We start from the raw sequence: 25,016 nt of genomic DNA, 5'->3' as shown, positions 1-25,016 counted from the left end.
TGGCGCCTTCGAGGCTCGTCCCACCACACTCGATACCGGGTCCCGCTTGATGAAACCGATTCGCAAGGCCGTCCTTCCCGTCGCGGGCCTCGGGACCCGTTTCCTGCCGGCCACCAAGGCGGTGCCGAAGGAAATGCTCACCGTCGTGGATCGGCCGGTGGTGCAGCACGTCGTCGACGAGGCGCGCGAGGCCGGCATCGAGCATTTCATCTTCGTCACGGGCCGCGGCAAGGCGGTGATCGAGGACCATTTCGACATCGCGTTCGAACTCGACCGGATGCTGCAGGAGCGCGGTAAGCAGGCGGCCTACGAGGAGCTGAAGCGCGACCTTCCGGCCGCCGGACAGACCAGCTTCACCCGTCAGCAGGAGCCACTCGGCCTCGGCCATGCCGTCTGGTGCGCCCGCGAGATCGTCGGTGACGAGCCGTTCGCGGTGCTGCTGCCCGACATGCTGAGCCGCGGCTGCATGCAGCAGATGCTCTCGGCCTACGAGCGCCACGGCGGCAACGTCATCGCCGTCGAGGAGGTGAAGCCGGAGGAGACCCACCAGTACGGCATCGTCGGCGTCGGCGAGACGTTCGGTCAGACCTTCGAGATCAACGGCATGGTGGAGAAGCCCAAAGCCGGCACCGCCCCGTCGAACTTCATCATCTCGGGCCGCTACATCCTTCAGCCGGAAATCTTCGAGGTGCTCTCGCATGGCGAGAAGGGCGCCGGCGGCGAGATCCAGCTCACCGACGCGATGATCAAGCTCGCCCAATCCCAGGACTTCTTCGGCATGCACTACGAGGGACGGACCTACGATACCGGTTCGAAGCTCGGCTTCCTCACCGCGAACATCGCCTATGCTCTGGAGCGCGCGGATCTCGGCGGCCCCCTGCGGGCCGAGATCGCCCGGCTCCTCGCCAAAGACTGAGCCCGACCGCTAGGAACAAATCCGCCACGCCCCGCGAGGATCATCGGGGACGCCCCTCGCGGATCACGGGAAAAGCGCGGGGCCGCCCCCGGACGCCCTTGTGTTTTGTGCGCTGCACTCTATTTTGTGCATTGCGGGATCGCGATGGCGTCGCGATCCCGCAGCCCTTCTTGGGCGTTTCCTCCCTAGACTTCGGGCCGCTCTTCGGAGCGGCCTTTTTTTCTGGGGACGACTCCGTGGCCCGTACCCGCCATACGCTTCCAGCCAGGCTTGACGTCGGATTGCCCGAGGGCGATGCGACCGTTGCGCGAGGCCGTGGGCCTTCCGCGCGGGGGCCGGTTTCGAGGGTGCGATGGAAGACAGTGCCGCGCGCCTCTGGCCGCCCCTCGCCCGGTTCATCGCGGTCGATGCGCGACTGGGGGCCTGGGCGCTCGCGCGTGGTCCCTACGTCGCCGGCCTCTACGAATTTCTCCGATTCGGCGTGAAGCAGGCTTGGGCCTGTCTGTTCGGCGGCCTGATCTGCGCCCTCCTGATCGCGAGCTACCTCTTCTATCCCAAGGATGCCCCGCTGAGCCGCTACGACGCCCTCACCCTGGCGGCGGTCGCGATCCAGGTCGTCCTGCTCCTGTCGCGGATGGAAACCTGGGAGGAAGCGAAGGTCATCGCCCTCTACCATGCCGTCGGCACGGTCATGGAGGTGTTCAAGACCGGAGTCGGATCGTGGGTCTATCCGGAGGCGAGCGTGCTGCGCCTAGCCGGTGTCCCGCTCTTCACCGGGTTCATGTATGCCAGCATCGGCTCCTACATCGCCCGGGTGTGGCGGCTGTTCGATTTCCGTTTCACCCGCCATCCGCCCCTGTGGCTGACCCTGCCGCTGGCCGGGGCGATCTATCTCAACTTCTTCACCCACCATTTCGCATGGGACATGCGTCTGGCCCTGATGGCCCTGTCCTGCGTGCTGTTCGGGCGGACCTTCGTCTACTTCAAGGTCTGGCGGGTCCATCGCCGGATGCCACTTGTCATCGGCTTCGGGCTCGTGGCCCTGTTCATCTGGATCGCCGAAAACATCGGGACCGCGAGCCGCATCTGGCTCTACCCCAATCAGCAGGCCGGCTGGTCGGTGGTGTCGTGGGGGAAATTCGGATCGTGGTACCTTCTGATGATCGTTTCCTATGTCCTCGTCACCCTCGTGAGCCGGCCGCGGGAGTTCCGGCGGTCGGCTCGCGGGGAGAACCGGCTCGTCGCGGAAGCCGGAGCACGTCTCGGATCGGATCGTCTCAGTTGAGGCGGGTCGTCTTGGTTGACGTAAGTCGTCCTAGTTGAGGTAGGTGCGAATCCAGTTCGGGGACAGGATTTCGCCTTCCTCGGTGATGATCCATGGCTGCTTGGCCGGGTCGGTGAGGGCGCCGGCAGCGGCCTTGATGGCTTCACGCAGGGTGCCGTAACGCTCGGGCTGGGCGAGGGGGGCCGGGACGGGGGCGGTCCGCCAGATGGTCAGGTCGGCCGGACGTTCGAGGGCTTCGGTTTCCATGGTTCCTGTTCCTTGATCGGGAGGGTCGATCCCCACGATGCCGGCTGTCCGGCCCATCCTTTCTAAGCGGATGAACCTGAACGGCCGCTGCTGACGATGGTGGGGAATGGCAGCATCTCTGGGGCGGCTTTGCGGTCGTTTCGGACGCAATGACGAAGATTGCCTCCGGTCCGGCGCATGGTCAGGACGACAACGTGTCATCGTTCTGTCCGGTGCTACTTTGGCGATACGGCCGTGTCGGGTTACGGGTCTTCCTGTGGTTCGCCCTATAGGCAGAATGTAGCTGCGGCGTTGGGATTGAACGGTGTGCTGTCACACCCGGACCGCGTCGGCCCTTGAAGTCAGTTGACGGCAGAAGCGTCACCGACCGGTTAATACCGCAGTGCAGCAAATGGGTTTTCCCAGTACGGTGAAGAGGATGGCGATGGCGGATCGGTTCGGGCGGATGGTGGTGGGAGCGGCCCTGATCCTGCTCGCGCTGTTCGTGGCACAGCCTTACGTCACCGCCTTCCTGTTCAGCGCCCGCGCCCCGCGCGCGATCACGGCCCGCGGCGATCTCGCGCCGGCGGAAGCCTCCACGGTCGCCCTGTTCGCCCAGGCGAGCCCGTCCGTCGTCCACGTCTTCGCGCAGGCCGCGGCACAGGGCCGCGCCCTGCTGGGCGTCGAGACCGAGGAGGGTGGGGAGCAGGAGGGCAGCGGTTCGCAGACGGGCACCGGCTTCGTCTGGGACGCCGCCGGTCACATCGTGACGAACAATCACGTGGTGGCCGCGGCCGCCCAGGGGGGCGGCTCCGTTTCGGTGCGGCTCTCCTCCGGTTCGGTGGTGCCGGCCCGTATCGTCGGGGCGGCACCGAGCTACGATCTCGCCGTGCTTCAGCTCGGGCGCACCACTCCGCCGCCGCCCCTCGCCCTCGGCACCTCGGCGGACCTCAAGGTCGGCCAGACGACCTACGCCATCGGGAATCCGTTCGGCCTCGACCACACCCTGACCACCGGCGTGGTGAGCGCCCTTCAACGCCGCCTGCCGACGGCCGAGGGCCGCGAACTCTCGGGGGTCATCCAGACGGATGCGGCGATCAACCCGGGCAATTCCGGCGGTCCGCTCCTCGATTCCGCGGGGCGGCTCATCGGGGTCAACACGGCGATCTTCTCGCCCTCCGGGGCGAGCGCGGGTATCGGGTTCGCCATCCCCGTGGACGTGGTCAACCGCGTCGTGCCCGAACTCATCCGCAACGGCCGCACCCGCAATCCCGGCATCGGCATCATCGCGGGACAGGAATCCATCGCCGCCCGCCTCGGCATCGACGGGGTCGTGGTGGTGCGCGTGATCCGTGGCTCGCCGGCCGCCCAGGCGGGACTGCGCGGCGTCGATCCGCAGACGGGTGCCCTCGGCGACATCATCGTGGCGGTCGGCGACCGGCCCATCCATCGCCTCGCCGACCTCACGGCGGCCATGGCGGCGGCCGGCGTCGATGCCACCCTCGACCTGACGGTGGAGCGGGACGGACGCACCCTCCGGGTCCGCGTCACCACAGCCGACGTGGCCGAGGTTCGGCGGTGAAAGACGTGACTGGCCCGGGCTTTCCCGATCACGAAAGAGCGATCGATGCGTTGTGATCCGCGATTCCCGGCAATTTCCCATCGCCGGGCCGTACGCCTGCCGGACCAGCGCGGACGCGGCGCCCGCTCCGTTCCGCGGCTGCGCGGAACGGACGGATTTCTCGGCGCGCGCGGTCCGCGCCGGCGCGTCGGCGACCGGGTGCGCGCCGGGTCCGGCGGCGCGCGATGACCCTGTTGCTGGCGGGTTTCGGGCTCATGCTGCTGTGGTGGCTCGGCCGCAACGCCCTGCGCCGGTCGCCGGCCGGAGCGGCGCGGTTGCTGCGGCGGGCCTCCGGCACCGTCGCTCTGGCGGTCGCCGGGCTCGTGCTGGTACGGGGCCGCCCCGAACTCGGGGCGATCCTGGTGCTCGCCGGTTTGTGGCTCCTGGAGGGCGATGGGGGCCTGCGCCGCCGCTGGCGCGCCCTGTCGGATCGGGTCCGAGGGTGGCGCTCCCTACAGCCGGATCTCCACCGCCGGAACCCCGGTGGGCGTGAATACGCTGAGGCTGATCCCGACCCGGGCGCGCGCCGTCCGGCGGACCCAGGGGCGATGACGCAGGAGCAGGCCTATGAGATCCTGGGGCTTGAGCGCGGGGCGTCCCTGGAGGACGTCCGCGTCGCGCACCGGACGCTGATGAAGCGGCTCCACCCCGACCAGGGGGGGACGGCCGAGCAGGCGGCGCGCGTCAACGCGGCCCGGGACAGGCTGACGAACCGACATCGCTGATACTCCACGCGCGTGCCAGAGGGGGTTTTCGAGGGTTTTCCAAGCCGGCGAACGAGCCGGCCTGACGCACGCCGCTGTGAAGCGCCGCACGGGTCGAGAACCGATCCACGCGGGACCGGTCGTCCGCAGGAATCAGCTGCGGGTGGCGAAGCAGCTGAAGCCGCTGCGCTTGAGGGCATTGCAGGCATCCTGCGCCGAATCCTGCTCGGAGAAGCCGGAGAACCGGGCGCGGTAGAGGGTGGCGCCGCCGTGCTCGACCTTCACCGTGTAGGGCGCGGCCCGGGACAGGGAGCCGCCGGCGCGGGTGCGGGCTTCGGCCAGCATCGACTTCGCCTTGTCCTCGTCGTCCATGGCGCCGAGCTGGATCACCCACGCGGTGGGCGTCACCTTGGCCCCCGAAACGGTCTTGGGGATGGATTCCGTGCGTGGTCCGTCGACCGAAGCCAGGCGAGCCGGGCTCTTCACGCCCGTCGGAAACGGGGAGGCGGGGGCGACCGGAGCGTAGGCCTGCGCGGCGGCGGGCAGGCGCCCTCGAGCGCCGGCGGAGCCGGGGGTCGTGGTCGCCCGGTTCGGCGAGATGTCGAGGGGCTCGCGGGCCGTGGAGGCCGTGGTCTCCACGTCCTCGTCGTCGGCCGAGGCGACCTGGGTGCGGGTGCGGGACGCGCCGTCGGCCACCACGGCGGGGCGCGCGCGCTCGGCGACCTCGATGGTCGCGGGCGTCTGACGATTGCCCGCATAGGCGCGCGGCAGGTTGGCGCGCACGAGGTCGGCCATGATCTTGTCGCGGCTCGCCCCGGATTTGCCGCCGAGCACGATGGCGACGATCTGGCGGTCGTCGAGCTTGGCCGCCGTCATCAGATTGAAGCCGGAGTCGCGCGTGTAGCCGGTCTTGATCCCGTCGACGCCTTGGACGTTGCCGAGCAGGCGGTTGTGGTTGCCGATGACCCGGCCCCGGAAGGCGAACGAGCGGGTCTGGAAGTAGCGGTAGTAGCGCGGGAAGCGGTCCTGGATGGCGCGGGCCAGCACCGTGAGGTCGCGGGCCGTGGTGATCTGATCGGAATCCGGCAGGCCCGACGCGTTGGCGTAGTTCGTCCGGCTCATGCCGAGGGCCTTCGCCTTCGCGGTCATCATCTCGGCGAAACGCGACTCCGAGCCGGAGATGTTCTCGCCGATGGCGCAGGCGACATCGTTGGCGGACTTCGTCACGATGGCCTTGATGGCGTCCTCGACGGAGATGGTCGAGCCTGGGCGCAGGCCCAGTTTCGACGGCGCCTGCGACGCGGCGAAGGACGAGATGGTGAGGGGCGATTCGAGGGTGTAGCGGCCACGCTCCAGCTGCTCGAACAGCATGTAGAGCGTCATCACCTTGGTGATGGACGCCGGATGACGCAGGGAATCCTCGTTGACCGCGTGCAGGGTCTTGCCCGTCTTCACGTCGATGACCATCGCCGCGTAGGGCGGGCTGTAACCGCCGCCGCCGCGACGGTGATGGCGCTTGGCCTCGGCCGGGGATGCCATCGCGGTGAGAACGACCGCCGCCGCGATCAGGGCCGACAACGAGCGCGTCGTCCCCGGGCGGGACAGTTGCGCCGGGCAGGCCATCGCAGGGTTGGGAACGCTACGCATCACGACTCACCGCCTCGGCAAGGACGGCGCGGGGCCGGCTTGCAACGCAACATCAGGACGGGGAGGCGTCAGCGCCGCCGTGACCCCGCAACATCTGTCAATCAGGCTAGGCGGATGCAGTTACGGCGGGGTTAATGAGGCGCCGTGGATTTCGCCGATCATGTTGCAGCGCATCATAGGACTTGACGTATTTTGCTGCGACGCACAAATGGAGGGAGCCGGCGATCCGCGCGCGGCGGGCCGCCTTCCGCGGCAGATCGATCTCGACGCCAGGGATGCCCGCAGGGGCAGTGCCAACCATGAACATGATGACGCAAGCCTTCGACAAGACCGCGGCCCTCTACAGGACCGGTACCCAGGGCCAGGCTGGCCTCGGCACCGTGATGAAGGGCGTGACCGCCGTGGCCAAGACGAACCAGACCGCCGGCATCGAATGGGCGGATTTCGCCCGCCAATCGTTGGCCGAAGGCACCGCCACCATGAAGAAGCTCGCCGCCGCACGCACGCCGCAAGCGGCCCTCGAGATCCAGACCGCCTATCTCAAGAGCTCCTACGAGCGCTTGGTCGCCCAGGCCCAAACCATGCGCGAACTCTATACCGGCCTCGCCGGCACGATGAAGCCCCAGGGCACCGGCGCGAAGCTGCCCGCCACCGTCTGATTCACCCGTCCCGATCCATCGGTTCGAAGCCCCGTGCGTCCCCGACGCGCGGGGCTCTGTCGTTCTGGCGCGGCGGTTGGGCGGACAAGTGCGCGCAGCTGACTGGCGAAGTCGCCCCTCGCCCTATAGATTGCCTTCGTGGCCCGCATGGTTTGCGACACGGGCCGTTTGGCGAGCACCGTGCCGCCGCCTCATGGGGTCGATACGATTCAGATGTCCGACGTCCTGATGAAGGGCATAGCCAAGACACCCGCGCCGGAAGGTTTCCGTGCCGCGAGCGGCGGACCGTATCGGGAGCTGCCCCGGGCAGCAGCAAACCCCGACGGTCCGGGTAACGGTGACGATGGTCGGTCCGGTACGGCGATCATCACGCGTACCAAGCCGAAGACCAAGCGCCCGAGCCTGTATCGGGTGCTCCTCCTCAACGACGACTACACGCCGATGGAATTCGTTGTTCACGTCGTGGAGAAGTTCTTCAACAAGTCTCAGGAAGACGCTTACCAGATCATGATGCACGTGCACCAGAACGGTGTCGGCGAATGCGGCATATTTACCTATGAAGTCGCCGAGACGAAGGTGACGCAGGTGATGGACTTCGCGCGCAAACACCAACATCCTCTCCAGTGCGTTATGGAAAAGAAATAGGCACCCCCACACAGAGGCCACGCTTTGCCCAGCTTCTCTCGCAGCCTAGAACAAGCTCTCCATCGCGCCCTGGCGCTCGCCGGCGAGCGGCGGCACGAATACGCGACGTTGGAGCATCTTCTCCTTGCCCTGGTGGACGATCAGGATGCCGCGGCGGTGATGCGGGCCTGCAACGTCGAGGTCGATACCCTCAAGCGCAGCCTCGTCGAGTACGTCGATACCGAGCTCGCCAATCTCATCGGTGACGGGCGCCAGGACGCCAAGCCCACGGCCGGCTTCCAACGCGTGATCCAGCGCGCTGTGATCCACGTGCAGTCGTCGGGCCGTGAGGAGGTGACGGGGGCCAACGTGCTCGTGGCGATCTTCGCCGAGCGCGAGAGTCATGCCGCCTATTTCCTGCAGGAACAGGACATGACCCGCTACGACGCGGTCAACTACATCAGCCACGGCATCGCCAAGCGCCCGGGCGCGTCGGAGCCGAAGCCCGTGCGCGGCGCCGAGGAGGAATCCGCTGCCGAGCGACCGGGCGGCGAGGATAACGACGCGCGGCCGAAGAAGAAGGGCGATGCCCTCGAGGCCTACTGCATCAACCTCAACAAGAAGGCCCGCGACGGCCGGATCGATCCGCTCATCGGTCGTGAGACCGAGGTGCAGCGCACGATCCAGATCCTGTGCCGCCGTCAGAAGAACAACCCCCTGCTGGTGGGCGATCCCGGCGTCGGCAAGACCGCCATCGCGGAAGGGCTGGCGCGCAAGATCATCCACAAGGAGGTCCCGGAAGTCCTCATCGACGCCACGGTGTTCTCCCTCGACATGGGTACCCTGCTCGCTGGCACCCGCTATCGCGGCGACTTCGAGGAACGCCTCAAGCAGGTGATGAAGGAGATCGAGGCGCATCCCAACGCGGTGCTGTTCATCGACGAGATCCACACGGTCATCGGCGCCGGCGCCACTTCGGGCGGAGCCATGGATGCCTCGAACCTTCTGAAGCCCGCGCTCGCCAACGGTTCGCTCCGCTGCATCGGCTCGACCACCTACAAGGAGTACCGCCAGTACTTCGAGAAGGACCGCGCCCTCGTGCGCCGGTTCCAGAAGATCGACGTCAACGAACCGTCGATCCCCGACGCCATCGAGATCGTGAAGGGCTTGAAGCCGTATTTCGAGGAGTTCCATAAACTCAAATACACCGCCGAGGCGGTGAAGGCGGCGGTGGAACTCTCGGCCCGGTACATCAACGATCGGAAGCTGCCCGACAAGGCCATCGACGTCATCGACGAGACCGGTGCCTCGCAGATGCTGGTGCCGGAGGCGCGCCGCAAGCGCACCATCGGCGTCAAGGAGATCGAGGCCACCATCGCCACCATGGCGCGGATTCCGCCCAAGACCGTGTCGAAGGACGACGCGGTGGTGCTGAAGAACCTCACAGACAGCCTGAAGCGCGTCGTCTACGGCCAGCCCAACGCCATCGAGGCCCTCACCTCGGCGATCAAGCTGGCGCGGGCGGGCCTGCGCGATCCCGACAAGCCCATCGGGTCGTACCTGTTCGCCGGCCCCACGGGCGTCGGCAAGACCGAGGCGGCCAAGCAGCTCGCCGCGTCGTTGGGCGTCGAGATGCTGCGGTTCGACATGTCGGAATACATGGAGCGCCACACGGTGAGCCGCCTCATCGGCGCGCCCCCCGGCTATGTCGGCTTCGACCAGGGTGGTCTGCTCACCGACGGCATCGACCAGCACCCGCATTGCGTGCTGCTGCTCGATGAGATCGAGAAAGCCCACCCGGACCTGTTCAACATCCTGTTGCAGGTGATGGACCACGGCAAGCTCACCGACCACAACGGCAAGCAGGTCGATTTCCGCAACGTGATCATCATCATGACCACGAATGCGGGCGCTTCCGATCTGGCGAAGTCGGCCTACGGCTTCACCCAGACCAAGCGCACGGGTGACGACGTCGAGGCGATCAACAAGCTGTTCGCGCCGGAATTCCGCAACCGACTCGATGCGATCATCTCGTTCGGGCACCTGCCGAAGGAGGTGGTGGCCAAAGTGGTGGACAAGTTCGTCCTTCAGCTCGAAGCGCAGCTCGCCGACCGCAACGTCACCATCGAGCTTTCCGACGAGGCACGCGAGTGGCTGGTGGAGCATGGATACGACGATGCCATGGGCGCACGCCCCATGGCGCGGCTGATCCAGTCCACCATCAAGACGCCGCTCGCCGACGAGGTGCTGTTCGGGCGTCTCAAGGATGGCGGCGCCGTGCGGGTAGTGGTGAAGACGCCCGAGGAGGGCGAGAAGCAGGCCCTCGGCTTCGAGTTCCCGGCCGGACCGGTGACCCCGAAGCCCGAGAAAGACGTGACCAACGCGGCCAAGAAGCACAAGCGCACCCGCGCCAAGGTGTCGCCCCGCAAGAAGGACGATGGGTCCGGCAGCGGCGGCTCGGGCAGCGTTCGCACGGTGCCGAAGGTGCCGTTGGTCAAGGCCTGAGCCAGCGAAACGTCAGAACGGGATCGGCCCGGCACGGCTGGCCGATCCCGCCGTTTCCCGCAATGACGAACGCCGAAGCGGCCGCCGGTAGTCGACAGGCGGCCTCGCGATGGTTAGCAAGCGCCCCTTGAGGTATCGGCCCTGCTAGGAAACGCACGGTGTGCGTTGGCTAAGCCAATGACGAGGGGGCATCCCAATGAACGATTTGCATGAGGGGCCCCTCACGCCCGTGCAACACCAGACCGCGCCCGCGCCGACCCGCCGCGAGGAGCGGCGCCTGCGCCGTCGTCGGCGGCATCGGGGCGAGGAAATCCTCGGCTGGATCCTCGTGCCGATCATGGTGGTGGGACTCTACTGGGGCATCAATGCCGGCTTCGACGCCTTGGGCACCTCGCCGGGCCTTGTCTGGGACCAGCTCATGCAGGTCAAGGCGATGATGGAGAAGCGCAGCTAACGCGTCGTCCCGGATACGATCGGCGGAACGACGCTGTCGCTGCAGCCCTTCAGGCCCGCGTCAGGGCATGGATCGAGAACAGGCCCTCGGCATCGGTCCAGGCGGCCTGCGGCGTCCAGCCCGCCGCAACGGCCAGGGTCCGAAAGCTTTCGAGGGTGTACTTGTAGCTGTTTTCCGTGTGGATGGTCTCGCCCTCGGCGAAGGCGAAGGTGCGACCCGCAAGGCGAATCGTCTGCGACCGGCCACTGACGAGATGCATCTCGATGCGCGAGGCTTCTTCGTTGAAGAACGCCCGGTGGCTGAACCCCTCGACATCGAGGACCGCACCAAGCTCACGTTCGATCCGAACGAGCAGGTTGCGGTTGAACGCCGCCGTCACGCCGGCCGCGTCGTCGTAGGCCGCATCCAGCACGGCCTTGTCCTTCACGAGGTCGACGCCGACGATGAGCGTGGCGCCGAGCCCGAGCACCCGGCCGAAATGCGCCAGCAGGTGCGTCGCCTGGGGCGGCTCGAAATTGCCGATGGTGGAGCCGGGAAAGAACCCCGCGACGGCATCATGCGAGAGCCCATCCGGCAGGGTGAAGGCGCGGGTGAAATCCGCCGCTACGGGCGCGATGGCGAGGTTCGGGAAGTCGGCGGCCAGGGCCTCGGCCTCGCTGTGCAGGAACGTCTCGGAGACGTCCACCGGCACGTAGGCGGCGAGATCCGGCCGGTGCACGAGGAGGCGGCGCACCTTCACGGTGGAGCCGCTGCCGAGCTCGACCAAATTGGCCCGTGTCGGAAGAAGTGCGGCGATCTCGGCGCCCTTCGTATCGAGGATGCCGAGTTCCGTCCGGGTCGGATAGTATTCAGGCTGGCGGGTGATGGCCTCGAACAGGTCGGACCCGGCCGCATCGTAGAAATACTTCGCGGACAGGAATTTCTGCGGCGCCGACAGGCCCGCGACGACATCGTCCTCGAATTGCTGACGGGCATCCCGCGCGGCGAGGGGCTTCGCGTTCGTGAAGACGGGATTGATGGTCAACGATCGAGTCTCCGGGACGTCGGGTCTGTTCTAGGCGCGGGTGTCGGACAGGCGCAGGCCCGTGAACTGCCAACGCTGATGCGGATAGAAGAAGTTCCGGTAGCCAACCCTGGCATGGCCCTCGGGCGTCGCCACGGACGAGCCGCGCAGGACGAACTGGTTCGACATGAACTTGCCGTTGTACTCGCCGAGCGCCCCGTCCACGGGCCGGTAGCCCGGATAGGCCGTGTAGGCGCTTCGGGTCCATTGCCAGACCGATCCGAAGGCGTCGGCCAGGAGCCCGTCGCGGGCCGCGACTTCCCATTCGAATTCCGTCGGCAAATCGCGCCCGGCCCAGCGCGCGTAGGCATCGGCCTCGTAATAGCTCACATGGGTGACAGGCAGGGATGGGTCGACGGCACGAATGCCGGCGAGCGTCATCGTCGCCCAACCGACCCCGTCTCGGCGCCAGTAACCCGGTGCATCCCAGCCCTCGGCCTGTGCCGCGAGCCAGCCATCGGACAGCCAGAGTTCGGGCCGGGTGTAGCCACCGTCAGCCATGAAGGTGAACCATTGGGCGTTGGTCACGAGGCCGCAGTCGAGGGTGCCCCCCTGGATCAGCACCTCGTGGCGGGGTGATTCGTTGTCGAAGGAGAAGCCTTCGCCGTCATGCCCGATCCGGGTGATGGTTCGGGCGAGCGGCACCGTGCCGTTCGCGGTTTGAGGTGTCGGGAAACGCCACCCTTCATCGTAGGCCGGCCCGAGGGGGTTCTGCGCGAAGGCGTGCAGGATGTCGGTGATCAGCAGTTCCTGGTGCTGCTGCTCGTGGTAGAGCCCGATTTCGAGGATCGGCAGCAGCGTATCGAGGGACGCCGGCGAAGCCTGCGCCAGAAGCGCATCGACGGCGCGATCAACATGCGCGCGGTAGCCGGCCACCTCTTCGGTCGTCGGTCGGGTGATGAGGCCGCGCAGGATGCGCGGTTGGCGCGGGCCGGCGGCGACGTAGTACGAGTTGAACAGGTAGTGCAGGCGCTCGTCGTAGAGGGCGTAGCCCGGCAGATGCGCCCGCAGGAGGAACTGCTCGAAGAACCAGGTCGTGTGGGCGCGGTGCCACTTCGTCGGGCTCGCATCCGCCATGGACTGGACCTGCTGATCCTCCGGCGACAGGGGGGCGGCCCGTCGCTCGGTCTCGTCGCGAACATGATGAAACGCCGCGATCCAGGCCTGACGATCGACCGGCCGGGCGTTGAGGCTCGGCGGTGGGAACGCCGTGCGTCCGGACAGCTCAGGGGCGGTGTCGCGAAACGCTGCGGTCGCTGCCATGCCGGTTTCTCCGTGTCTCTGTGACGCTGGAAGATATGGCCGATGGGCCGTTCGGCAACGGGCGCGACGCCGAACGGTTCGTCGCGCCCGCCGCGCCAACCCGCTCGGCAGCGTGACGGGCCCGTTCCTCGAACCGGCCGCCTTTTTCGCGCCGCGGTCACACCCTCTTAACCGGGGCCAACCGACACTTGCCTTCCTCGCATGGCGTCGGACCGGGTTCGGATGCGGAACAATCTCATGGCAGGCGCGGCCACGGTCGCTGCGGCGGCGGGTGTAAACCCGGTTCCGACGATCCTCGTCTTCGATTCCGGGCTCGGCGGCCTCACGGTGCTGGAGCAGGTGCGCCGAGCCCGACCGGACGCAGCCTACGTCTACGCCGCCGACGACGCCGCCTTCCCCTATGGCCGCCTGGCGGAGGCGACGCTCGTCGACCGGGTGCTCGCCGTTATGGACCGTCTCGTTGCGGTCCACCGGCCGGACCTCGTGGTCATCGCCTGCAACACCGCCTCGACCCTGGTGCTGCCGGCCCTGCGCCAACGCTTCACGATTCCCTTCGTCGGCGTCGTTCCGCCGATCAAGCCGGCCGCGGAGGCAACGCGCACGCGCCGGATCAGCCTGCTCGCCACCCCCGGCACGGTTGCGCGCGCCTACACCCACGAACTCATCGAGACCTACGCGGGTGCCTGTGACGTCACCCTGGTGGGAGCCCCCAATCTTGCCGGCTTCGCGGAAGCGGAGCTCGCCGGGGCGCCCGTGGACGATACGCGCCTCGCCGCCGAGATCGCACCGTGCTTCGCCCTTGGCGAGGATGGCCGGCGGACCGATGTGATCTGCCTCGCCTGTACGCATTATCCGCTGCTGCTGCCGCGCCTCCAGGCCCTGGCGCCGTGGCCGGTCCTGTGGATCGATCCCGCGCCCGCCATCGCCCGCCGGGTGACGCAACTCCTGGGGGTTGGCCGGCGCCCCGCGGACGGCGCGTCGGGCTCCGTGCTCGGGGCTTTCACCGGCGGCGCGGGCCTCACGGACGCCTTGCGGGCGTCCCTCACCCTGCGCGGCGTCACCGCCGTCGAGGTCGAAGCGATGCCGCTCGGTCTCCAGTAAGGCCGCCCCTGCGGAGCCGAGCCGGCTCGGCATTGACGGGCGCGCCGGCCTGCTCTATCGAGGCGCACGTGACGGGGTCCCGACGAGGGGCCCCGAAACGTTTTCAAGCGCACCCGTGAGTCGGCTTCGGCCGCTCTGTCGTTCCGGGTCAGGCCCTTGGGGCCGGTCCGGAAAGAGGAGGGCGCGTTCCTCGATAGATCTCCGTTGCGAGAGGAACCGCGATGTCAAAACGCATTCAGGCGAAGCACAAGCTCGATCGCCGCATGGGCCAGAACATCTGGGGCCGCCCGAAGAGCCCCGTCAATCGCCGCGAGTACGGCCCCGGCCAGCACGGCCAGCGCCGCAAGGGCAAGATGTCCGACTTCGGCACGCAGCTGCGCGCCAAGCAGAAGCTCAAGGGCTACTACGCGAACATCACCGAGAAGCAGTTCCGCCGCTATTACGCCGAGGCGATCCGTCTCCGTGGCGATTCGGGCGAGAACCTGATCGGCCTGCTCGAGCGCCGCCTCGATGCCGTGGTCTACCGCGCCAAGTTCGTGCCGACCCCGTTCGCCGCGCGCCAGTTCGTCAACCACGGCCACGTCAAGGTCAACGGCCAGCGCGTCAACATCGCCAGCTACCTCGTGAAGACCGGCGACGTGATCGAGGTGAAGGATTCGTCCAAGCAACTCGAGATCGTGGTCGTGGCCTCCCAGCTCGCCGAGCGCGACGTGCCGGACTACATCGAGGTGGATCACGCCAAGATGACCGCGCGCGTCACCCGCATCCCGAACCTCGGCGAGGTTCCCTACCCGGTTCAGATGGAACCGAACCTCGTGATCGAGTTCTATTCGCGCTGATCCCGACCGGAGATCGTCGCCGATGCGAAAAGGGCCGCCCCTCGGGGCGGCCCTTTTTGTTGGGCGGGATTCTTGGTGAGATGGGTCATCACGCTTCCCGCAGGTCGGGTGAGGGGGAGTGATACCTTTTCCGGTTGATCACTTCGGATCGAACGGTCGCGTGGGTGCTCCCTCTCCTTCCAGGAGAGGGGACCCGCGTTTCACCGCCTCACCGACATGATCAAGCGGAAACCGTATGACTTCCATCCCTCATCGAAGAGGGGAGGGGCGGTCCCGACGATTGCGCGCCCGCAAAACCTCCGAGGCCTGCCGCGCACTCGGCGGCATCTCGGAGGTGCGAGCGTCGTCCAAAGCAGGAAGCCCGAGCCCCGCTTTCGGCCTGTCCTTGCCGGAAAAGGCATAGCCCGCATTTACCCCCGCATAGGCACCTGTGAAGTCCTCGGGAAAGGCCGGAACGACGAAGGTCGCGAGCCAGAGCAGGCTGAGCGGTGCGATCCGCATGGTCTCTCCGCAGGGGAATTCAAAGCCGAAACGCGAAACGGCGGCCCCGGAGGACCGCCGTGCGCTCAACTTGATCTTCCAACCATGGCCGAAGAACGACCAGAGTTTCGAATCAATCGTCGACGTTGATGCTCTGGGCCTCGCGGCCCTTCTGGCCCTCGACGACGCCGAGCACGACTTGCTGACCCTCGGCGAGGGACTCGAGGCCGGCGCGCGACAGGGCCGAACGGTGCACGAACACGTCCTTGCCGCCGTCGTTGACGGAAACGAAGCCGAAGCCCTTGGCCGGATCGTACCACTTCACGGTGCCACTCATCTCGGTCGAGGGACCGCTGGCGAAGCGTCCGCCGCCACGGTCGCCGCCACCGGCGCTGCCGTAGCGATCGCCACCACCAGCGCCGCCGCCGTAGCCACCACGGTCGCCGCCGAAGCGGTCACCGCCGCCAAATCCGCCGGTGCGGGGCGGACGCGCGTCGCGCATGGGGGCAGCCTCGGCCGTCGAGGTGTCCACGCTGGTGACGTCGGTCACCTGCGGACCCTTCTGGCCCTGAGCCGTGTGGACCGTCAGGCGCGTGCCGGGCATGAGGTCGGCATGGCCTGCGGCTTCGACGGCGCGGATGTGGAGGAAGGCATCGCCCGAACCGTCAGCCAGCTCGACGAAACCGAAGCCCTTCTCCTTGTTGAACCACTTGACCGTCGCATCGCGCTCCGGTCCCGAGGGGGCTGCCGCCGCGCGGGACGGGGCGCGGTCGAAACCGCCGCCACCACCGAAGCCGCCGCCGTAGCCACCGCCGCTCGGCGGAGCTTGATCGGGCCAACGCGGCTCGGCTCCACCCTCATCGAAGCCGCGCTTCTGCGGCCCCCTGAAATCACGACCACGTCCCATAGAAAGCTCGCAAAAACCGTCCGCCGACCATCATTTAAGAATACCGCGTGCGCGCCATCCCAGACAGCCCACGCTCCGCACTATCATTACCCCCGGCAGCGGTGACCAAGAATAACGCCATAGTCCTGACTGAAACAAGGCGCTATCGCAAGGTCCATTTCCGGCCTTCGGTTCAGGTTCCATCATTTTTGTGCGGCAAAATGCGTAGCCGGCATGACGCCCCCCGGAAACCCCTTCGCAAGGTTCGCTTCGGCGCAATGCGGCGTCGTTCCGAAATTGCGAGATTGGTGTGCATGTTAGGAAAACGAAAAGGCCGACGCGTCTAGGGTGCGGGCTGGGCCGGTCCGAGAGAGCGGACCGGAGCCGAACGCCACCGCCATGATCGCCACCCCGACCTTTCCGGACCTGTCCGCCCTGGTGGTGGACGAAAGCTTGTATATCCGCCGCATCGTGCGTGACATGCTCATGCGCGTGGGCATCAAGCGCGTCCTCGAAGCGCCCGACGGCGCCGAGGCCCTCGGCGTCCTCGCCGAGAGCAAGCCGGACCTCACCATCATCGACTGGGACCTGGCGATTCTCTCCGGCGAGGAGTTCATCCGCCTTGCCCGTACGCCGACGACGTCCCCATCCCCGACGGTGCCGATCATCCTGATGCTGGCTCAGCCGCGCCGCAACGTCGTGGATCGGGCGATCTCGCTGGGCGTCAACGAGATCATCGCCAAGCCGTTCTCGCCCAAGACCCTGTGGTCGCGCCTCGACGAGGTCATCAACCGCCCCCGTCCGTTCTCGCAGGTCAAGAGCCTGCTTCGGCCGGTGCCGCGCCTCCTGGCCGCCGGCAAGGCGAACTGACCCAGTAAGCGGAAGTGCTGTGGTAAGCCCCGTCCCGAACCCGTCGCCTCCCAGGGTGTGGGACGATCCACGTCAACGAATTCAGGGCTTTGCAGTTTGCCTGCGACACCTGTAGCTTGGTGAACGAATGATGGTCCGGCTTTCCGCCTGGGATCACGACGAGGGAATCCGGCGCAGCCGATGCGGGAAGAGAGTGCCGCGACCATGCCGGCCCGCCCCACGGCCGGCCCCGTTACGCCCACGGTGACGAACCCGGGGGCGCTGCCGGCACGCTCCGAGACGCTGGCCGCGGCCCATCGGCCGGCGCGCCGAAATGCCTACGCCGCCCTCGATCTCGGTACCAACAATTGCCGCCTGCTCATCGCCGAGCCGGCGTCCCACGGCTTTCGCGTCATTGATGCGTTCTCGCGGATCGTCCGTTTGGGCGAGGGGCTCGGGAATGCCGACCGCCTGAGCGAACCCGCCATCGAGCGAACCATCGATGCCCTCCGCGTGTGCCGGGCCAAGATGCAGGCGCGCGGTGTCGTGCGCGCCAAGATCATCGCCACGGAAGCCTGCCGGCTGGCCGTCAACGGCGCGGCCTTCGTCGAGCGTGTGCGCGACGAGGTGGGCCTCGACCTCGAGATCGTCGACCGCCAGACGGAGGCCTACCTGGCGGTGACCGGATGCGCGGCGCTTGCCGACCCTTATGCCGAATCGGTGGTGATCTTCGACATCGGCGGCGGCTCCACGGAGATCGCCTGGCTCGACGGGGCGGCCACGAACCCGTCCACGGACCCGACCCTGCGCATCCGCGCCTGGGATTCGCTGCCCGTGGGGGTCGTCACCCTGGCCGAGCGCCACGGCGGCGCCGACGTGACCCGCCTCACCTTCGAGGGCATGGTGGAGGAAGTGGCCGACATGCTGGCCCGCTTCGCCATCCGGGCCGCACCCGCCGCCAACGCCCGGCATTTCCACCTGCTCGGCACCTCGGGCACCGTGACGACGCTCGCCGCCATGCACCTGCGCCTCGCCCGCTATGAGCGCCGCCGGGTCGACGGCCTGTGGATGAGCGACGGCGAGGTCGGCGGCGCCATCGACGACCTCCTCGACACGCGTCTCGACCAGCGCGCGGACAATCCGTGCATCGGCCGAGACCGGGCCGACCTCGTGCTGGCGGGCTGCGCCATTCTCGAGGCGATCCGCCGGGCGTTCCCGTCCGACCGCCTGCGCATCGCCGATCGCGGCCTGCGCGAGGGCCTTTTGATGAACATGATGCGTGAAGACGGCGTCTGGCGCCGTGGGGGTTACCGGTGAGTGACAGGCGTGGTGCCGGCGCAGGGTTGCGCGGCGAACTCAAGCAACGGGTAAAGACGGGGCGCGGTCGCACCGCTTCGCAGAAGCGCTGGCTGGAGCGCCAGCTCAACGATCCCTACGTCGCCCGGGCCAAGCGCGAGGGCTACCGTTCGCGGGCCGCGTTCAAGCTCATCGAGATCGACGAGCGGTTCAAGCTCCTGAAGCCCGGCCAGCGCATCGTCGATCTCGGCGCGGCGCCCGGCGGCTGGTCCCAAGTCGCGGCCAAGATCGTCGGTGGCTCGGGGCGGATCGTCGGCATCGATCTTCTCGAGATCGAGCCCATGGTCGGCGTCGAGTTCATCACCCTCGACTTCCTCGCACCGGAGGCGCCGGGCCTCCTCACCGGCCTGCTCGGCGGGCCGGCCGACCTCGTCCTGTCGGACATGGCGGCCAACACCACCGGGCACAAACAGACAGATCACCTGCGGATCATCGGTCTGGCCGAGACGGCGGCCGAGTTCGCCCGCGAGATCCTGGCACCCGGCGGGTCCTACCTCGCCAAGGTGTTCCAGGGCGGCACCGAGGGCACCTTGCTGGCGGACCTGAAGCGCGACTTCGCCGCCGTGCGCCACGTCAAGCCGAACGCGAGCCGGGCGGATTCGAGCGAGCTCTACGTGTTGGCCACGGGGTATCGGGGCGGGCGTCCCTCCGATACGGCGGACGCCGAGGAAGACTGATCGGGCTGGGCGCCAGCCCTATTCCCACTCAATGGTGCCGGGCGTAGCTAGCAGGTTGAAATAGCTCACGAAAAAAGTCTCACTCTTAAAGACTACCGTCAACTGTATCGTCTCGAAGGGCTGACTGTTGATTTCATTGGCAAATTTCGGCGTTTTCGAGAAACGTACCCTTCGCCATCTATCGAGAGCGACGGCTGTTTTGATCCTGCATCAAGGTTGAGAAGGGCATCTGCTGTATGCGGCCTTCCCAATGGCCTGGGCAAGCCAGGTTGGCAACTGCGATGCGGCTGACACGAGTTCGCTGAAGTCGGGCGGCGAGAGCGTGCGCTTCAATGTTCTCGAGGCAGTATCCGCACTCTCCGGTCCCAGTCAGGCCAACGCCCGAATCGTGTTGCCAGCCGGTCGGTCCGCAAAAGCGAGTTGCCAGCGTGGGGCGTGCCGAAGCTCAACAACCTGCCTGCCGAAACGCGCGGTCCGCGAACACCACGAGGTAACATAGACCGACCGGACTGGCACTTGTGTAGAAAGGCCGAGGATGTTGGCTGCGGCAGCATCGCTCGGAACGATGATTTCGCCTCGTTGCCTTGCAAATGCCTGCACTGCCGCTCGATCGAAGGAACTCTCGGGCTGTACCGACCGGTGACGGAACGAACATAAACGCCGAGCCCCGCCCGAATCAGCCGGCCTCTCTCGGCAAGACGCGACAACGCCTGGCCCACCGCTGCACGATTGCCGAGATGGAGCAAGCTTTTGGCGGAGACGGGCGTGCCCTCCGGTTCTGACCGGACTGCCCAGGACGATCCGCTGACATGAGTTGCGCTTGGTTGTTCCGCTTTCCGACACCACGATTTACGACATGGAGGTCAGAGGCGAATTCCCGCGCCGGTTCTATCTTACACCGCGAAGTGTGGTGTGGGATCTCAGCGAGGTCGAGGCTTGGCTGAGACAGTGTCGTGCTGATAGCGATGCCGGACGCATCAGAAAGGCCCCTTCCCGATGTTCGCCTGCGCAAGACGCGCCCGGTAAAAGAACGCTGAGATCCAATTTATCGGCAAAGCTACCAGTCCGCCCAGTCTGATCGCTCCCGATGATTTTGGTGCTGAGCCCAGCGGTCCTCACGAGACCTGAGGCGGAATTGCAGGGCGATTGAAAATGTCGCACTCGGGCAAGCCCCGAGTGCAACATCAAACTACTACGCCGGTACTTCGCTGTCGGCCAGTTTTTCCTGACTCAAGTTTTCGAGAATGGCAGCGTGAACGGCGGCCGTGCGGGTGTCGCCGCCGTTAAGGCCCCTTATGATCTCCCCGAGTGAGGCCATATCGAAATGCCGCAACGTGGGTACGAGATCGTCAGGATCAAACCCTTCAGGGGGATTGGCGAAGAGCTTGATCAAGGCACCGAATATCGACGCACCATAAGTAAGAGGGCGAGCCTCATAGGCCTCGGCTATGCTGGTCAGTGCGGCAGAGACAATCGGCGGGCCATATCGACGCAGCGCGGCCGCGATCGAGGACGTGAACGCAACCTCTCCGGCTTTCCAGGCGGTGGATGCGGTGTTGCGGGCCACTCGCAACCCCGCTTCAGTCACGAGCCTTTGGATCTCGAGCGCATCTTCATCCCCCGCCGCCAAGGCGGCGTGGAAATCATCCAGACGGTTCATCGGCTTGCGGGCGCGATTGGCGACGATGAACATGCGCGCCTCATCCTCTGGGCTGTCATAGGTGAAAAGGCAGCACGGCAATTGCAGCAGATCGCCTCTTCGGACAGCTGCAGCCCAGCGGTGCTGCCCGTCTATGATCACCTTCGACCCATCCGGGCGCCGCGAGACGACGAGCGGAGCGCAGAGGCGCCAGTCGAAATTGGCGGCGATGCTCGCGATCAGACGCCGTGATCCTTCATTGTCGATCGACCGCTGGTAGGACTGATCGACGCTTAGCTCGGTGGTATGCACCCATTCGATGCTCGGCATTTTTCCAATGGGCGGCCGAAATCCGATCTTGCGCTCACCACCCCGTGTTCTTCCTTTTCCGGCTTTGCTCTTCGTTCCGAACTGAGCGGCTTTGCCAGGACCGATAGCGGCGATTGGCAGCGACACCTCTGCGTCAAAGCCGTCGATCAGTTGTGGAACTTCTTCAGGTGACCGAGACCAAAGTTGGCCTCGATGCTCGATGACAACGTCTCCCAAATGCACCCGCGCGGTGCCGACCAGTGTAACGATAAGAAAAGTGCCATTGGATGCGACGTCTCCAGACATTTGCATGCGCACCCAATCCGGGATGAATGACCCGTCATTGGTCCAGTTGCGAACGTCGCCAAGTTGGCAGGCAGTTTGCTCGAGCGTCATGTCATGTCTCCTGAAGACTCGCGAGCGTCATGCCGGCGAGTGATCAGGACGTGCCTCCCGAACATGCAATCTGGATGGCTTGCGATTGCCTCCGGTCCTAAGGGTTTGCCAAAGAGGGTGACGAGGAAAGGCGCCGCTGGAATTCTTATCCCAAACGCGCTATATGACCATCTACATGGTCAGGAGCGTGGCATGGATGCGATCAATCTGGCGGACGCCAAAGCCCATCTGAGCGAACTGGTCGACCGGGTCGAAGCGGGCGATTCGATCGAAATCACCCGGCGCGGCAAGCCGGTCGCGCGGCTCACTGCCGTGGCTAGGCCGCGTAAGCCGATCGATGCCGCACTGCTCCAATCGCTGACGGCGGCGATGCCGCCCCAGTCCCAGAGTGCCGCTGATCTCGTGCGATCGATGCGGGACGGCGACCGCTACTAATGCTCTATCTCGACACGTCGCTGATCGTTGCGGCGCACTCCAATGAAGCGATGACGCCGCGTGTTCAGGCCTGGCTGGCAGAGCAGGATCCCGCTCAGCTCCTGATCAGCGACTGGACGGTCACCGAGATGTCGTCGGCCATGGCGATCAAACTGCGGACTGGACAGATCAGCCTGGAGCGGCGCGCGGCAGCGCTCGCCATGTTCAACAAGCTGGTCGCCGAGAGCTTCACCGTGCTGCCCGTGACGGGCCGGCAGTTCCGCGCGGCGGCGAAGTTTGCCGATCAGCACACCTTGGGCCTTCGCGCCGGTGACGCCCTGCATCTTGCCGTCGCGTCGGAGCATGGCGCTACAGTGCATACGTTGGACCAGCGGCTTGCCGATGCCGGACCGGCGCTCGGTGTGCCGGCACAATTGCTGGCGTGATCCGGGCCTCTCACAGCTTGGCCGGCTCGCTTGGGAGCTACCATAGCGGGTGACTGGTCCGACGAGCAGAACGACGCGATCGTGGCGGATTACTTCGCGATGCTTGGCGATGACATCGCCGGGCGCCCCTACAGCAAGGCCAAGCATAACCGCTTGCTGCAGGCGGTGATCGATCGGCCCCGCGGCTCGATCGAATACAAGCATCAGAATATCAGCGCCGTGCTCAAGGGGCTCGGTGAGGACTGGATCCCCGGCCACAAACCGGCCTTCAATTTCCAGGCCTCGCTCGTCGATGCGGTGGTGCTCTGGCTCAACCGTCATCCGGATTGGCTCGCACCAGCCCCGCGGATGGCAATGGGGCCGTCGCCGTCAGCGCTTCGCGAGGAAGCAATGTTGTGGATCGGCCCGCCACCGACGCACAGCAATGCGCCGCCGCCCGACGAACTCGAGCAGATGACCTTCATCGCCCGGAAGTACGACGTGGCTGAGCGTGATGCCCGCAATCGGGCTCTGGGTCGCGCTAGCGAGGAACGTGTCCTCGCCCATGAACGCGCTAGGTCGTGAACTCATTCAGGTCCATGCGATGACACACGAAACGAGCGCGACGGCGGCCAGATAGTTGCAGGCTAAGCGATCATAGCGGGTCGCAACGCGCCGCCAGTTTTTGAGGTGGCCGAACAGCCGCTCGATCTGATTGCGCCGCCGGTAGGCGATCCGGCTGTGCCTGTAGGGCACCGTCCGGGTGGCCGTGGACGGGATGGTGGCGATCACCCGGTGGCTCTTCAGCCAGTCTCTCAGGCTCTGTGCGTCGTAGGCCTTGTCGGCAATCAGGCGCTTGGGCGGCACGACAGCCTGCAATAGCGGCAGCGCCATGGTGATGTCGGCCACGTTGCCGGGCGTCAGGGCGAACGCAACCGGTCGGCCACGACCATCGGCCAAGCAATGGATTTTGCTCGTGAACCCGCCGCGCGAGCGGCCGATCGCCTGGCTCCAGGCCCCCCTTTTCCGCCCGATGCCGAGCGGTGGGCCTTCACGTGGGACGCGTCGAGCATCAACTCGTCGGGAACGGGGCCTGCGGCCGTGATCTTGGCAAACAGCCGCTGCCAGACCCCGCGCTGAGACCACCTGTTGTAGCGGTTGTAGATCGTCGTGTGTGGGCCATAGGCGGAAGGCGTGTCTTGCCAGCGGCAGCCGACCTTCAGGACGTGCAGGATGCCGCTGATGACCCGCCTGTCGTCGACCCGAGGTTTGCCCGGTTGGCCGTGAGGCAGGTGCGGCTCGATCCGCGCCCAAGCCTCATCCGAAAGCCAGAACAACCGTGCCATCGCAATCCTCCTGCGCTGGAAACTCCAAACTCAGGAAGAAAACGCAAGCGACGGCAATTGGTTGTATGAGTTCCCTACCTAGGTCGTGAACTCATAACGGGTTTTGGATCAGGACGAGGATCATCGGGTTTCCCTCTTTGGAAGGAGATACCGATGGCACGGTTTGATCTGACGGATGCGGAGTGGGCGGTGATCGCGCCGGTCCTGCTGTGTTTCGGCGTGCAACTTTGACCCCGTGAGGCGGGGGATCGGCGTCCAATTCTGACCCCCTAACCTCGTTCTCGCAGACTGCCCTCCGGTACGGCCGGAAGGGTGGTGTAGGGGGATGAAGGGCGTGGACACGATTGCGCGCATCCGGCGCGAGTTCTTCACCCGCGGCCGCGCGATCAAGGACATCGTCCGCGACCTGCACGTCTCCCGCAACACGGTCCGGAAGGTCATCCGGTCGGGGGCCACCGCCTTCGCCTACGAGCGCGACGTGCAGCCGCTGCCCAAGCTCGGGCCGTGGCGCGACGATCTCGATCGGATGCTGACCACCAACGCCGGCAGGTCCGCCCGCGAGCGGCTGACCCTGATCCGGATCTACGAGGCGCTGCGCGGGCTCGGCTACGAGGGCGGCTACGATGCCGTTCGGCGCTATGCCAAATCCTGGAGCAGCGAGCGGGACTCCGTAACGGCGCAAGCCTTCGTGCCGTTGTCGTTCGCCCCGGGCGAGACCTACCAGTTCGACTGGAGCAACGAGATCGTGCTGATCGGCGGCACGACCGTCACGGTCAAGGTCGCCCACGTCCGCCTCTGCCACTCGCGCATGCTGTTCGTGCGGGCCTATCCGCGCGAGAGCCAGGAGATGGTGTTCGACGCCCACGACCGGGCGTTCGCGTTCTTCCAAGGTACCTGCCAGCGCGGCATCTACGACAACATGAAGACCGCGGTGGAGACGATCTTCGTCGGGCGCGAGCGCGCCTACAACCGCCGTTTCCTGCAGATGTGCTCGCACTACCTCGTCGATCCGGTCGCCTGCACGCCGGCCTCGGGCTGGGAGAAGGGGCAGGTCGAGAACCAGGTCGGGCTGGTGCGCGAGCGCTTCTTCACCCCGCGCGTCCGGGTGAAGAGCTACGAGGAGTTGAACGCCCTCCTGCTCGATGGGGTGATCGCCTACGCCAAGGCGCATCCTCATCCCGAGGAGCGCGAACACACCGTCTGGGAGCGGTTCGAGATCGAGCGGGCAGCCTTCGTTCCCTATGCCGGCCGCTTCGACGGCTTCCACGCCATCACCGCCTCGGTGTCCACGACCTGCCTCGTGCGCTTCGACAACAACCGTTACTCGGTCATG

The 25,016-nt window shown here is 66.4% G+C and carries 25 protein-coding genes and 2 pseudogenes; 18 read left to right on the top strand and 9 right to left on the bottom strand.

Going from position 1 to position 25,016, the window contains the following annotated elements; genetic code table 11:
• Window positions 1-49: 49 nt before the first annotated feature.
• Window positions 50-916 (top strand): UTP--glucose-1-phosphate uridylyltransferase GalU, encoded by an 867-nt coding sequence (gene galU / locus MKK49_RS05890; protein ID WP_244027117.1) that lies wholly within the window; start codon window positions 50-52, stop codon window positions 914-916.
• A gap of 352 nt (window positions 917-1,268) precedes the next feature.
• Complete coding sequence (locus MKK49_RS05885) at window positions 1,269-2,201, top strand: DUF817 domain-containing protein (protein WP_244027116.1); 933 nt, start codon at window positions 1,269-1,271, stop codon at window positions 2,199-2,201.
• Window positions 2,202-2,231: 30 nt separating this feature from the next.
• Here MKK49_RS05885 and MKK49_RS05880 read toward each other — a convergent pair whose 3' ends face one another.
• The gene (locus tag MKK49_RS05880; protein WP_244027115.1) at window positions 2,232-2,447 is read right to left on the bottom strand and encodes a hypothetical protein; all 216 of its coding nucleotides are present in this window, start codon (window positions 2,445-2,447) and stop codon (window positions 2,232-2,234) included.
• Between the two features lie 424 nt (window positions 2,448-2,871).
• Between MKK49_RS05880 and MKK49_RS05875 the strand changes: the two genes are divergently transcribed.
• The gene (locus MKK49_RS05875; protein ID WP_244027114.1) at window positions 2,872-4,008 is read left to right on the top strand and encodes a S1C family serine protease; all 1,137 of its coding nucleotides are present in this window, start codon (window positions 2,872-2,874) and stop codon (window positions 4,006-4,008) included.
• Between the two features lie 224 nt (window positions 4,009-4,232).
• The gene (locus MKK49_RS05870; RefSeq protein ID WP_244027113.1) at window positions 4,233-4,772 is read left to right on the top strand and encodes a DnaJ domain-containing protein; all 540 of its coding nucleotides are present in this window, start codon (window positions 4,233-4,235) and stop codon (window positions 4,770-4,772) included.
• A 132-nt stretch (window positions 4,773-4,904) separates the two neighbouring features.
• Here MKK49_RS05870 and MKK49_RS05865 read toward each other — a convergent pair whose 3' ends face one another.
• On the bottom strand, window positions 4,905-6,398 hold the full coding sequence (locus tag MKK49_RS05865; protein ID WP_409565022.1) for a D-alanyl-D-alanine carboxypeptidase: 1,494 nt from the start codon (window positions 6,396-6,398) through the stop codon (window positions 4,905-4,907).
• A gap of 299 nt (window positions 6,399-6,697) precedes the next feature.
• Between MKK49_RS05865 and MKK49_RS05860 the strand changes: the two genes are divergently transcribed.
• From MKK49_RS05860 to MKK49_RS05845, 4 genes are all read left to right on the top strand, one after another.
• Entirely contained in the window at window positions 6,698-7,057 is a 360-nt protein-coding gene (locus MKK49_RS05860; protein ID WP_244027112.1) for a phasin family protein, read from the top strand.
• Window positions 7,058-7,270: 213 nt separating this feature from the next.
• Window positions 7,271-7,702: an ATP-dependent Clp protease adapter ClpS gene (clpS, locus tag MKK49_RS05855; protein ID WP_244027111.1), complete on the top strand. Its 432-nt coding sequence runs from the start codon at window positions 7,271-7,273 to the stop codon at window positions 7,700-7,702.
• Between the two features lie 24 nt (window positions 7,703-7,726).
• Window positions 7,727-10,186 carry an ATP-dependent Clp protease ATP-binding subunit ClpA gene (clpA, locus tag MKK49_RS05850; protein ID WP_244027110.1) on the top strand — a complete coding sequence of 820 codons (2,460 nt, stop codon included), beginning with the start codon at window positions 7,727-7,729 and terminating at the stop codon, window positions 10,184-10,186.
• 196 nt (window positions 10,187-10,382) lie between these two features.
• On the top strand, window positions 10,383-10,640 hold the full coding sequence (locus MKK49_RS05845) for a hypothetical protein (RefSeq protein ID WP_244027109.1): 258 nt from the start codon (window positions 10,383-10,385) through the stop codon (window positions 10,638-10,640).
• Window positions 10,641-10,689: 49 nt separating this feature from the next.
• Here MKK49_RS05845 and egtD read toward each other — a convergent pair whose 3' ends face one another.
• Window positions 10,690-11,664: an L-histidine N(alpha)-methyltransferase gene (egtD, locus tag MKK49_RS05840; protein WP_244027108.1), complete on the bottom strand. Its 975-nt coding sequence runs from the start codon at window positions 11,662-11,664 to the stop codon at window positions 10,690-10,692.
• 30 nt (window positions 11,665-11,694) lie between these two features.
• On the bottom strand, window positions 11,695-12,966 hold the full coding sequence (gene egtB, locus MKK49_RS05835; RefSeq protein ID WP_244027107.1) for an ergothioneine biosynthesis protein EgtB: 1,272 nt from the start codon (window positions 12,964-12,966) through the stop codon (window positions 11,695-11,697).
• Between the two features lie 222 nt (window positions 12,967-13,188).
• On the opposite strand from egtB, the gene murI reads away from it, so the two are divergent.
• Window positions 13,189-14,067, top strand: a complete 879-nt coding sequence (gene murI, locus MKK49_RS05830) for a glutamate racemase (protein WP_244027106.1) — start codon at window positions 13,189-13,191, stop codon at window positions 14,065-14,067.
• A gap of 221 nt (window positions 14,068-14,288) precedes the next feature.
• Window positions 14,289-14,906 carry a 30S ribosomal protein S4 gene (gene rpsD, locus MKK49_RS05825; protein WP_056086744.1) on the top strand — a complete coding sequence of 206 codons (618 nt, stop codon included), beginning with the start codon at window positions 14,289-14,291 and terminating at the stop codon, window positions 14,904-14,906.
• A 249-nt stretch (window positions 14,907-15,155) separates the two neighbouring features.
• On the opposite strand, the gene MKK49_RS05820 is transcribed toward rpsD, so the two are convergent.
• The gene (locus MKK49_RS05820) at window positions 15,156-15,407 is read right to left on the bottom strand and encodes a hypothetical protein (protein WP_244027105.1); all 252 of its coding nucleotides are present in this window, start codon (window positions 15,405-15,407) and stop codon (window positions 15,156-15,158) included.
• A gap of 112 nt (window positions 15,408-15,519) precedes the next feature.
• A complete protein-coding gene (locus tag MKK49_RS24470) occupies window positions 15,520-16,293 on the bottom strand; it encodes a cold-shock protein (RefSeq protein WP_279595353.1) in 774 nt (257 codons plus the stop codon).
• A 378-nt stretch (window positions 16,294-16,671) separates the two neighbouring features.
• Between MKK49_RS24470 and MKK49_RS05805 the strand changes: the two genes are divergently transcribed.
• The 3 genes from MKK49_RS05805 (at window position 16,672) to MKK49_RS05795 (ending at window position 19,154) form a co-directional block, all read left to right on the top strand.
• Complete coding sequence (locus tag MKK49_RS05805) at window positions 16,672-17,142, top strand: response regulator (protein ID WP_056086736.1); 471 nt, start codon at window positions 16,672-16,674, stop codon at window positions 17,140-17,142.
• 180 nt (window positions 17,143-17,322) lie between these two features.
• Window positions 17,323-18,438 (top strand): Ppx/GppA phosphatase family protein, encoded by a 1,116-nt coding sequence (locus MKK49_RS05800; RefSeq protein WP_244027104.1) that lies wholly within the window; start codon window positions 17,323-17,325, stop codon window positions 18,436-18,438.
• Window positions 18,435-19,154, top strand: coding sequence for an RlmE family RNA methyltransferase (locus MKK49_RS05795; protein WP_244027103.1), 720 nt, complete (start codon window positions 18,435-18,437; stop codon window positions 19,152-19,154). Before MKK49_RS05800 ends, MKK49_RS05795 begins: the two co-directional genes overlap by 4 nt.
• Window positions 19,155-19,364: 210 nt before the next feature.
• On the opposite strand, the pseudogene MKK49_RS05790 reads toward MKK49_RS05795, so the two are convergent.
• Window positions 19,365-19,930 (bottom strand): annotated as a pseudogene (locus MKK49_RS05790) (DUF6088 family protein); the annotation flags it as partial.
• Between the two features lie 80 nt (window positions 19,931-20,010).
• Between MKK49_RS05790 and MKK49_RS05785 the strand changes: the two are divergent.
• Window positions 20,011-20,232 carry a helix-turn-helix transcriptional regulator gene (locus MKK49_RS05785; protein WP_244027198.1) on the top strand — a complete coding sequence of 74 codons (222 nt, stop codon included), beginning with the start codon at window positions 20,011-20,013 and terminating at the stop codon, window positions 20,230-20,232.
• Between the two features lie 114 nt (window positions 20,233-20,346).
• Here the strand turns inward: MKK49_RS05785 and MKK49_RS05780 are convergent, their stop codons facing one another.
• On the bottom strand, window positions 20,347-21,498 hold the full coding sequence (locus tag MKK49_RS05780) for a DUF6551 family protein (protein WP_244027102.1): 1,152 nt from the start codon (window positions 21,496-21,498) through the stop codon (window positions 20,347-20,349).
• A 192-nt stretch (window positions 21,499-21,690) separates the two neighbouring features.
• Between MKK49_RS05780 and MKK49_RS05775 the strand changes: the two genes are divergently transcribed.
• From MKK49_RS05775 to MKK49_RS05765, 3 genes are all read left to right on the top strand, one after another.
• Window positions 21,691-21,933, top strand: coding sequence for a type II toxin-antitoxin system Phd/YefM family antitoxin (locus MKK49_RS05775; RefSeq protein WP_244027101.1), 243 nt, complete (start codon window positions 21,691-21,693; stop codon window positions 21,931-21,933).
• Entirely contained in the window at window positions 21,933-22,358 is a 426-nt protein-coding gene (locus MKK49_RS05770; RefSeq protein ID WP_244027100.1) for a type II toxin-antitoxin system VapC family toxin, read from the top strand. The genes MKK49_RS05775 and MKK49_RS05770 overlap by 1 nt, the downstream gene beginning before the upstream one ends.
• An 81-nt stretch (window positions 22,359-22,439) precedes the next feature.
• Window positions 22,440-22,922 carry a hypothetical protein gene (locus tag MKK49_RS05765; protein ID WP_244027099.1) on the top strand — a complete coding sequence of 161 codons (483 nt, stop codon included), beginning with the start codon at window positions 22,440-22,442 and terminating at the stop codon, window positions 22,920-22,922.
• 6 nt (window positions 22,923-22,928) lie between these two features.
• Here the strand turns inward: MKK49_RS05765 and MKK49_RS05760 are convergent.
• Window positions 22,929-23,683 (bottom strand): annotated as a pseudogene (locus tag MKK49_RS05760) (IS5 family transposase).
• A 325-nt stretch (window positions 23,684-24,008) separates the two neighbouring features.
• On the opposite strand from MKK49_RS05760, the gene istA reads away from it, so the two are divergent.
• The coding region (istA, locus tag MKK49_RS05755; protein ID WP_244027098.1) for an IS21 family transposase at window positions 24,009-25,016 on the top strand (1,008 nt) is incomplete at its 3' end.

The sequence above is a fragment of the Methylobacterium sp. J-090 genome (assembly GCF_022829345.1).
In the GTDB taxonomy this organism is placed as follows: Bacteria; Pseudomonadota; Alphaproteobacteria; order Rhizobiales; family Beijerinckiaceae; genus Methylobacterium.
Note: the sequence above shows the minus strand (reverse complement) of the source record. Positions and strands in the feature narration are given on the sequence as shown.

What these genes read in the sequence shown, in the direction of transcription:
- galU (WP_244027117.1), top strand. Translation starts at nt 50, where the DNA reads ATGAAACCGATTCGCAAGGCCGTCCTTCCCGTCGCGGGCCTCGGGACC.
- MKK49_RS05885 (WP_244027116.1), top strand. Translation starts at nt 1,269, where the DNA reads ATGGAAGACAGTGCCGCGCGCCTCTGGCCGCCCCTCGCCCGGTTCATC.
- MKK49_RS05880 (WP_244027115.1), bottom strand. Translation starts at nt 2,447, where the DNA reads ATGGAAACCGAAGCCCTCGAACGTCCGGCCGACCTGACCATCTGGCGG.
- MKK49_RS05875 (WP_244027114.1), top strand. Translation starts at nt 2,872, where the DNA reads ATGGCGGATCGGTTCGGGCGGATGGTGGTGGGAGCGGCCCTGATCCTG.
- MKK49_RS05870 (WP_244027113.1), top strand. Translation starts at nt 4,233, where the DNA reads ATGACCCTGTTGCTGGCGGGTTTCGGGCTCATGCTGCTGTGGTGGCTC.
- MKK49_RS05865 (WP_409565022.1), bottom strand. Translation starts at nt 6,398, where the DNA reads ATGCGTAGCGTTCCCAACCCTGCGATGGCCTGCCCGGCGCAACTGTCC.
- MKK49_RS05860 (WP_244027112.1), top strand. Translation starts at nt 6,698, where the DNA reads ATGAACATGATGACGCAAGCCTTCGACAAGACCGCGGCCCTCTACAGG.
- clpS (WP_244027111.1), top strand. Translation starts at nt 7,271, where the DNA reads ATGTCCGACGTCCTGATGAAGGGCATAGCCAAGACACCCGCGCCGGAA.
- MKK49_RS05845 (WP_244027109.1), top strand. Translation starts at nt 10,383, where the DNA reads ATGAACGATTTGCATGAGGGGCCCCTCACGCCCGTGCAACACCAGACC.
- egtB (WP_244027107.1), bottom strand. Translation starts at nt 12,966, where the DNA reads ATGGCAGCGACCGCAGCGTTTCGCGACACCGCCCCTGAGCTGTCCGGA.
- murI (WP_244027106.1), top strand. Translation starts at nt 13,189, where the DNA reads ATGCGGAACAATCTCATGGCAGGCGCGGCCACGGTCGCTGCGGCGGCG.
- rpsD (WP_056086744.1), top strand. Translation starts at nt 14,289, where the DNA reads ATGTCAAAACGCATTCAGGCGAAGCACAAGCTCGATCGCCGCATGGGC.
- MKK49_RS05820 (WP_244027105.1), bottom strand. Translation starts at nt 15,407, where the DNA reads ATGCGGATCGCACCGCTCAGCCTGCTCTGGCTCGCGACCTTCGTCGTT.
- MKK49_RS24470 (WP_279595353.1), bottom strand. Translation starts at nt 16,293, where the DNA reads ATGGGACGTGGTCGTGATTTCAGGGGGCCGCAGAAGCGCGGCTTCGAT.
- MKK49_RS05805 (WP_056086736.1), top strand. Translation starts at nt 16,672, where the DNA reads ATGATCGCCACCCCGACCTTTCCGGACCTGTCCGCCCTGGTGGTGGAC.
- MKK49_RS05800 (WP_244027104.1), top strand. Translation starts at nt 17,323, where the DNA reads ATGCGGGAAGAGAGTGCCGCGACCATGCCGGCCCGCCCCACGGCCGGC.
- MKK49_RS05785 (WP_244027198.1), top strand. Translation starts at nt 20,011, where the DNA reads ATGGAGGTCAGAGGCGAATTCCCGCGCCGGTTCTATCTTACACCGCGA.
- MKK49_RS05780 (WP_244027102.1), bottom strand. Translation starts at nt 21,498, where the DNA reads ATGACGCTCGAGCAAACTGCCTGCCAACTTGGCGACGTTCGCAACTGG.
- MKK49_RS05775 (WP_244027101.1), top strand. Translation starts at nt 21,691, where the DNA reads ATGGATGCGATCAATCTGGCGGACGCCAAAGCCCATCTGAGCGAACTG.
- MKK49_RS05770 (WP_244027100.1), top strand. Translation starts at nt 21,933, where the DNA reads ATGCTCTATCTCGACACGTCGCTGATCGTTGCGGCGCACTCCAATGAA.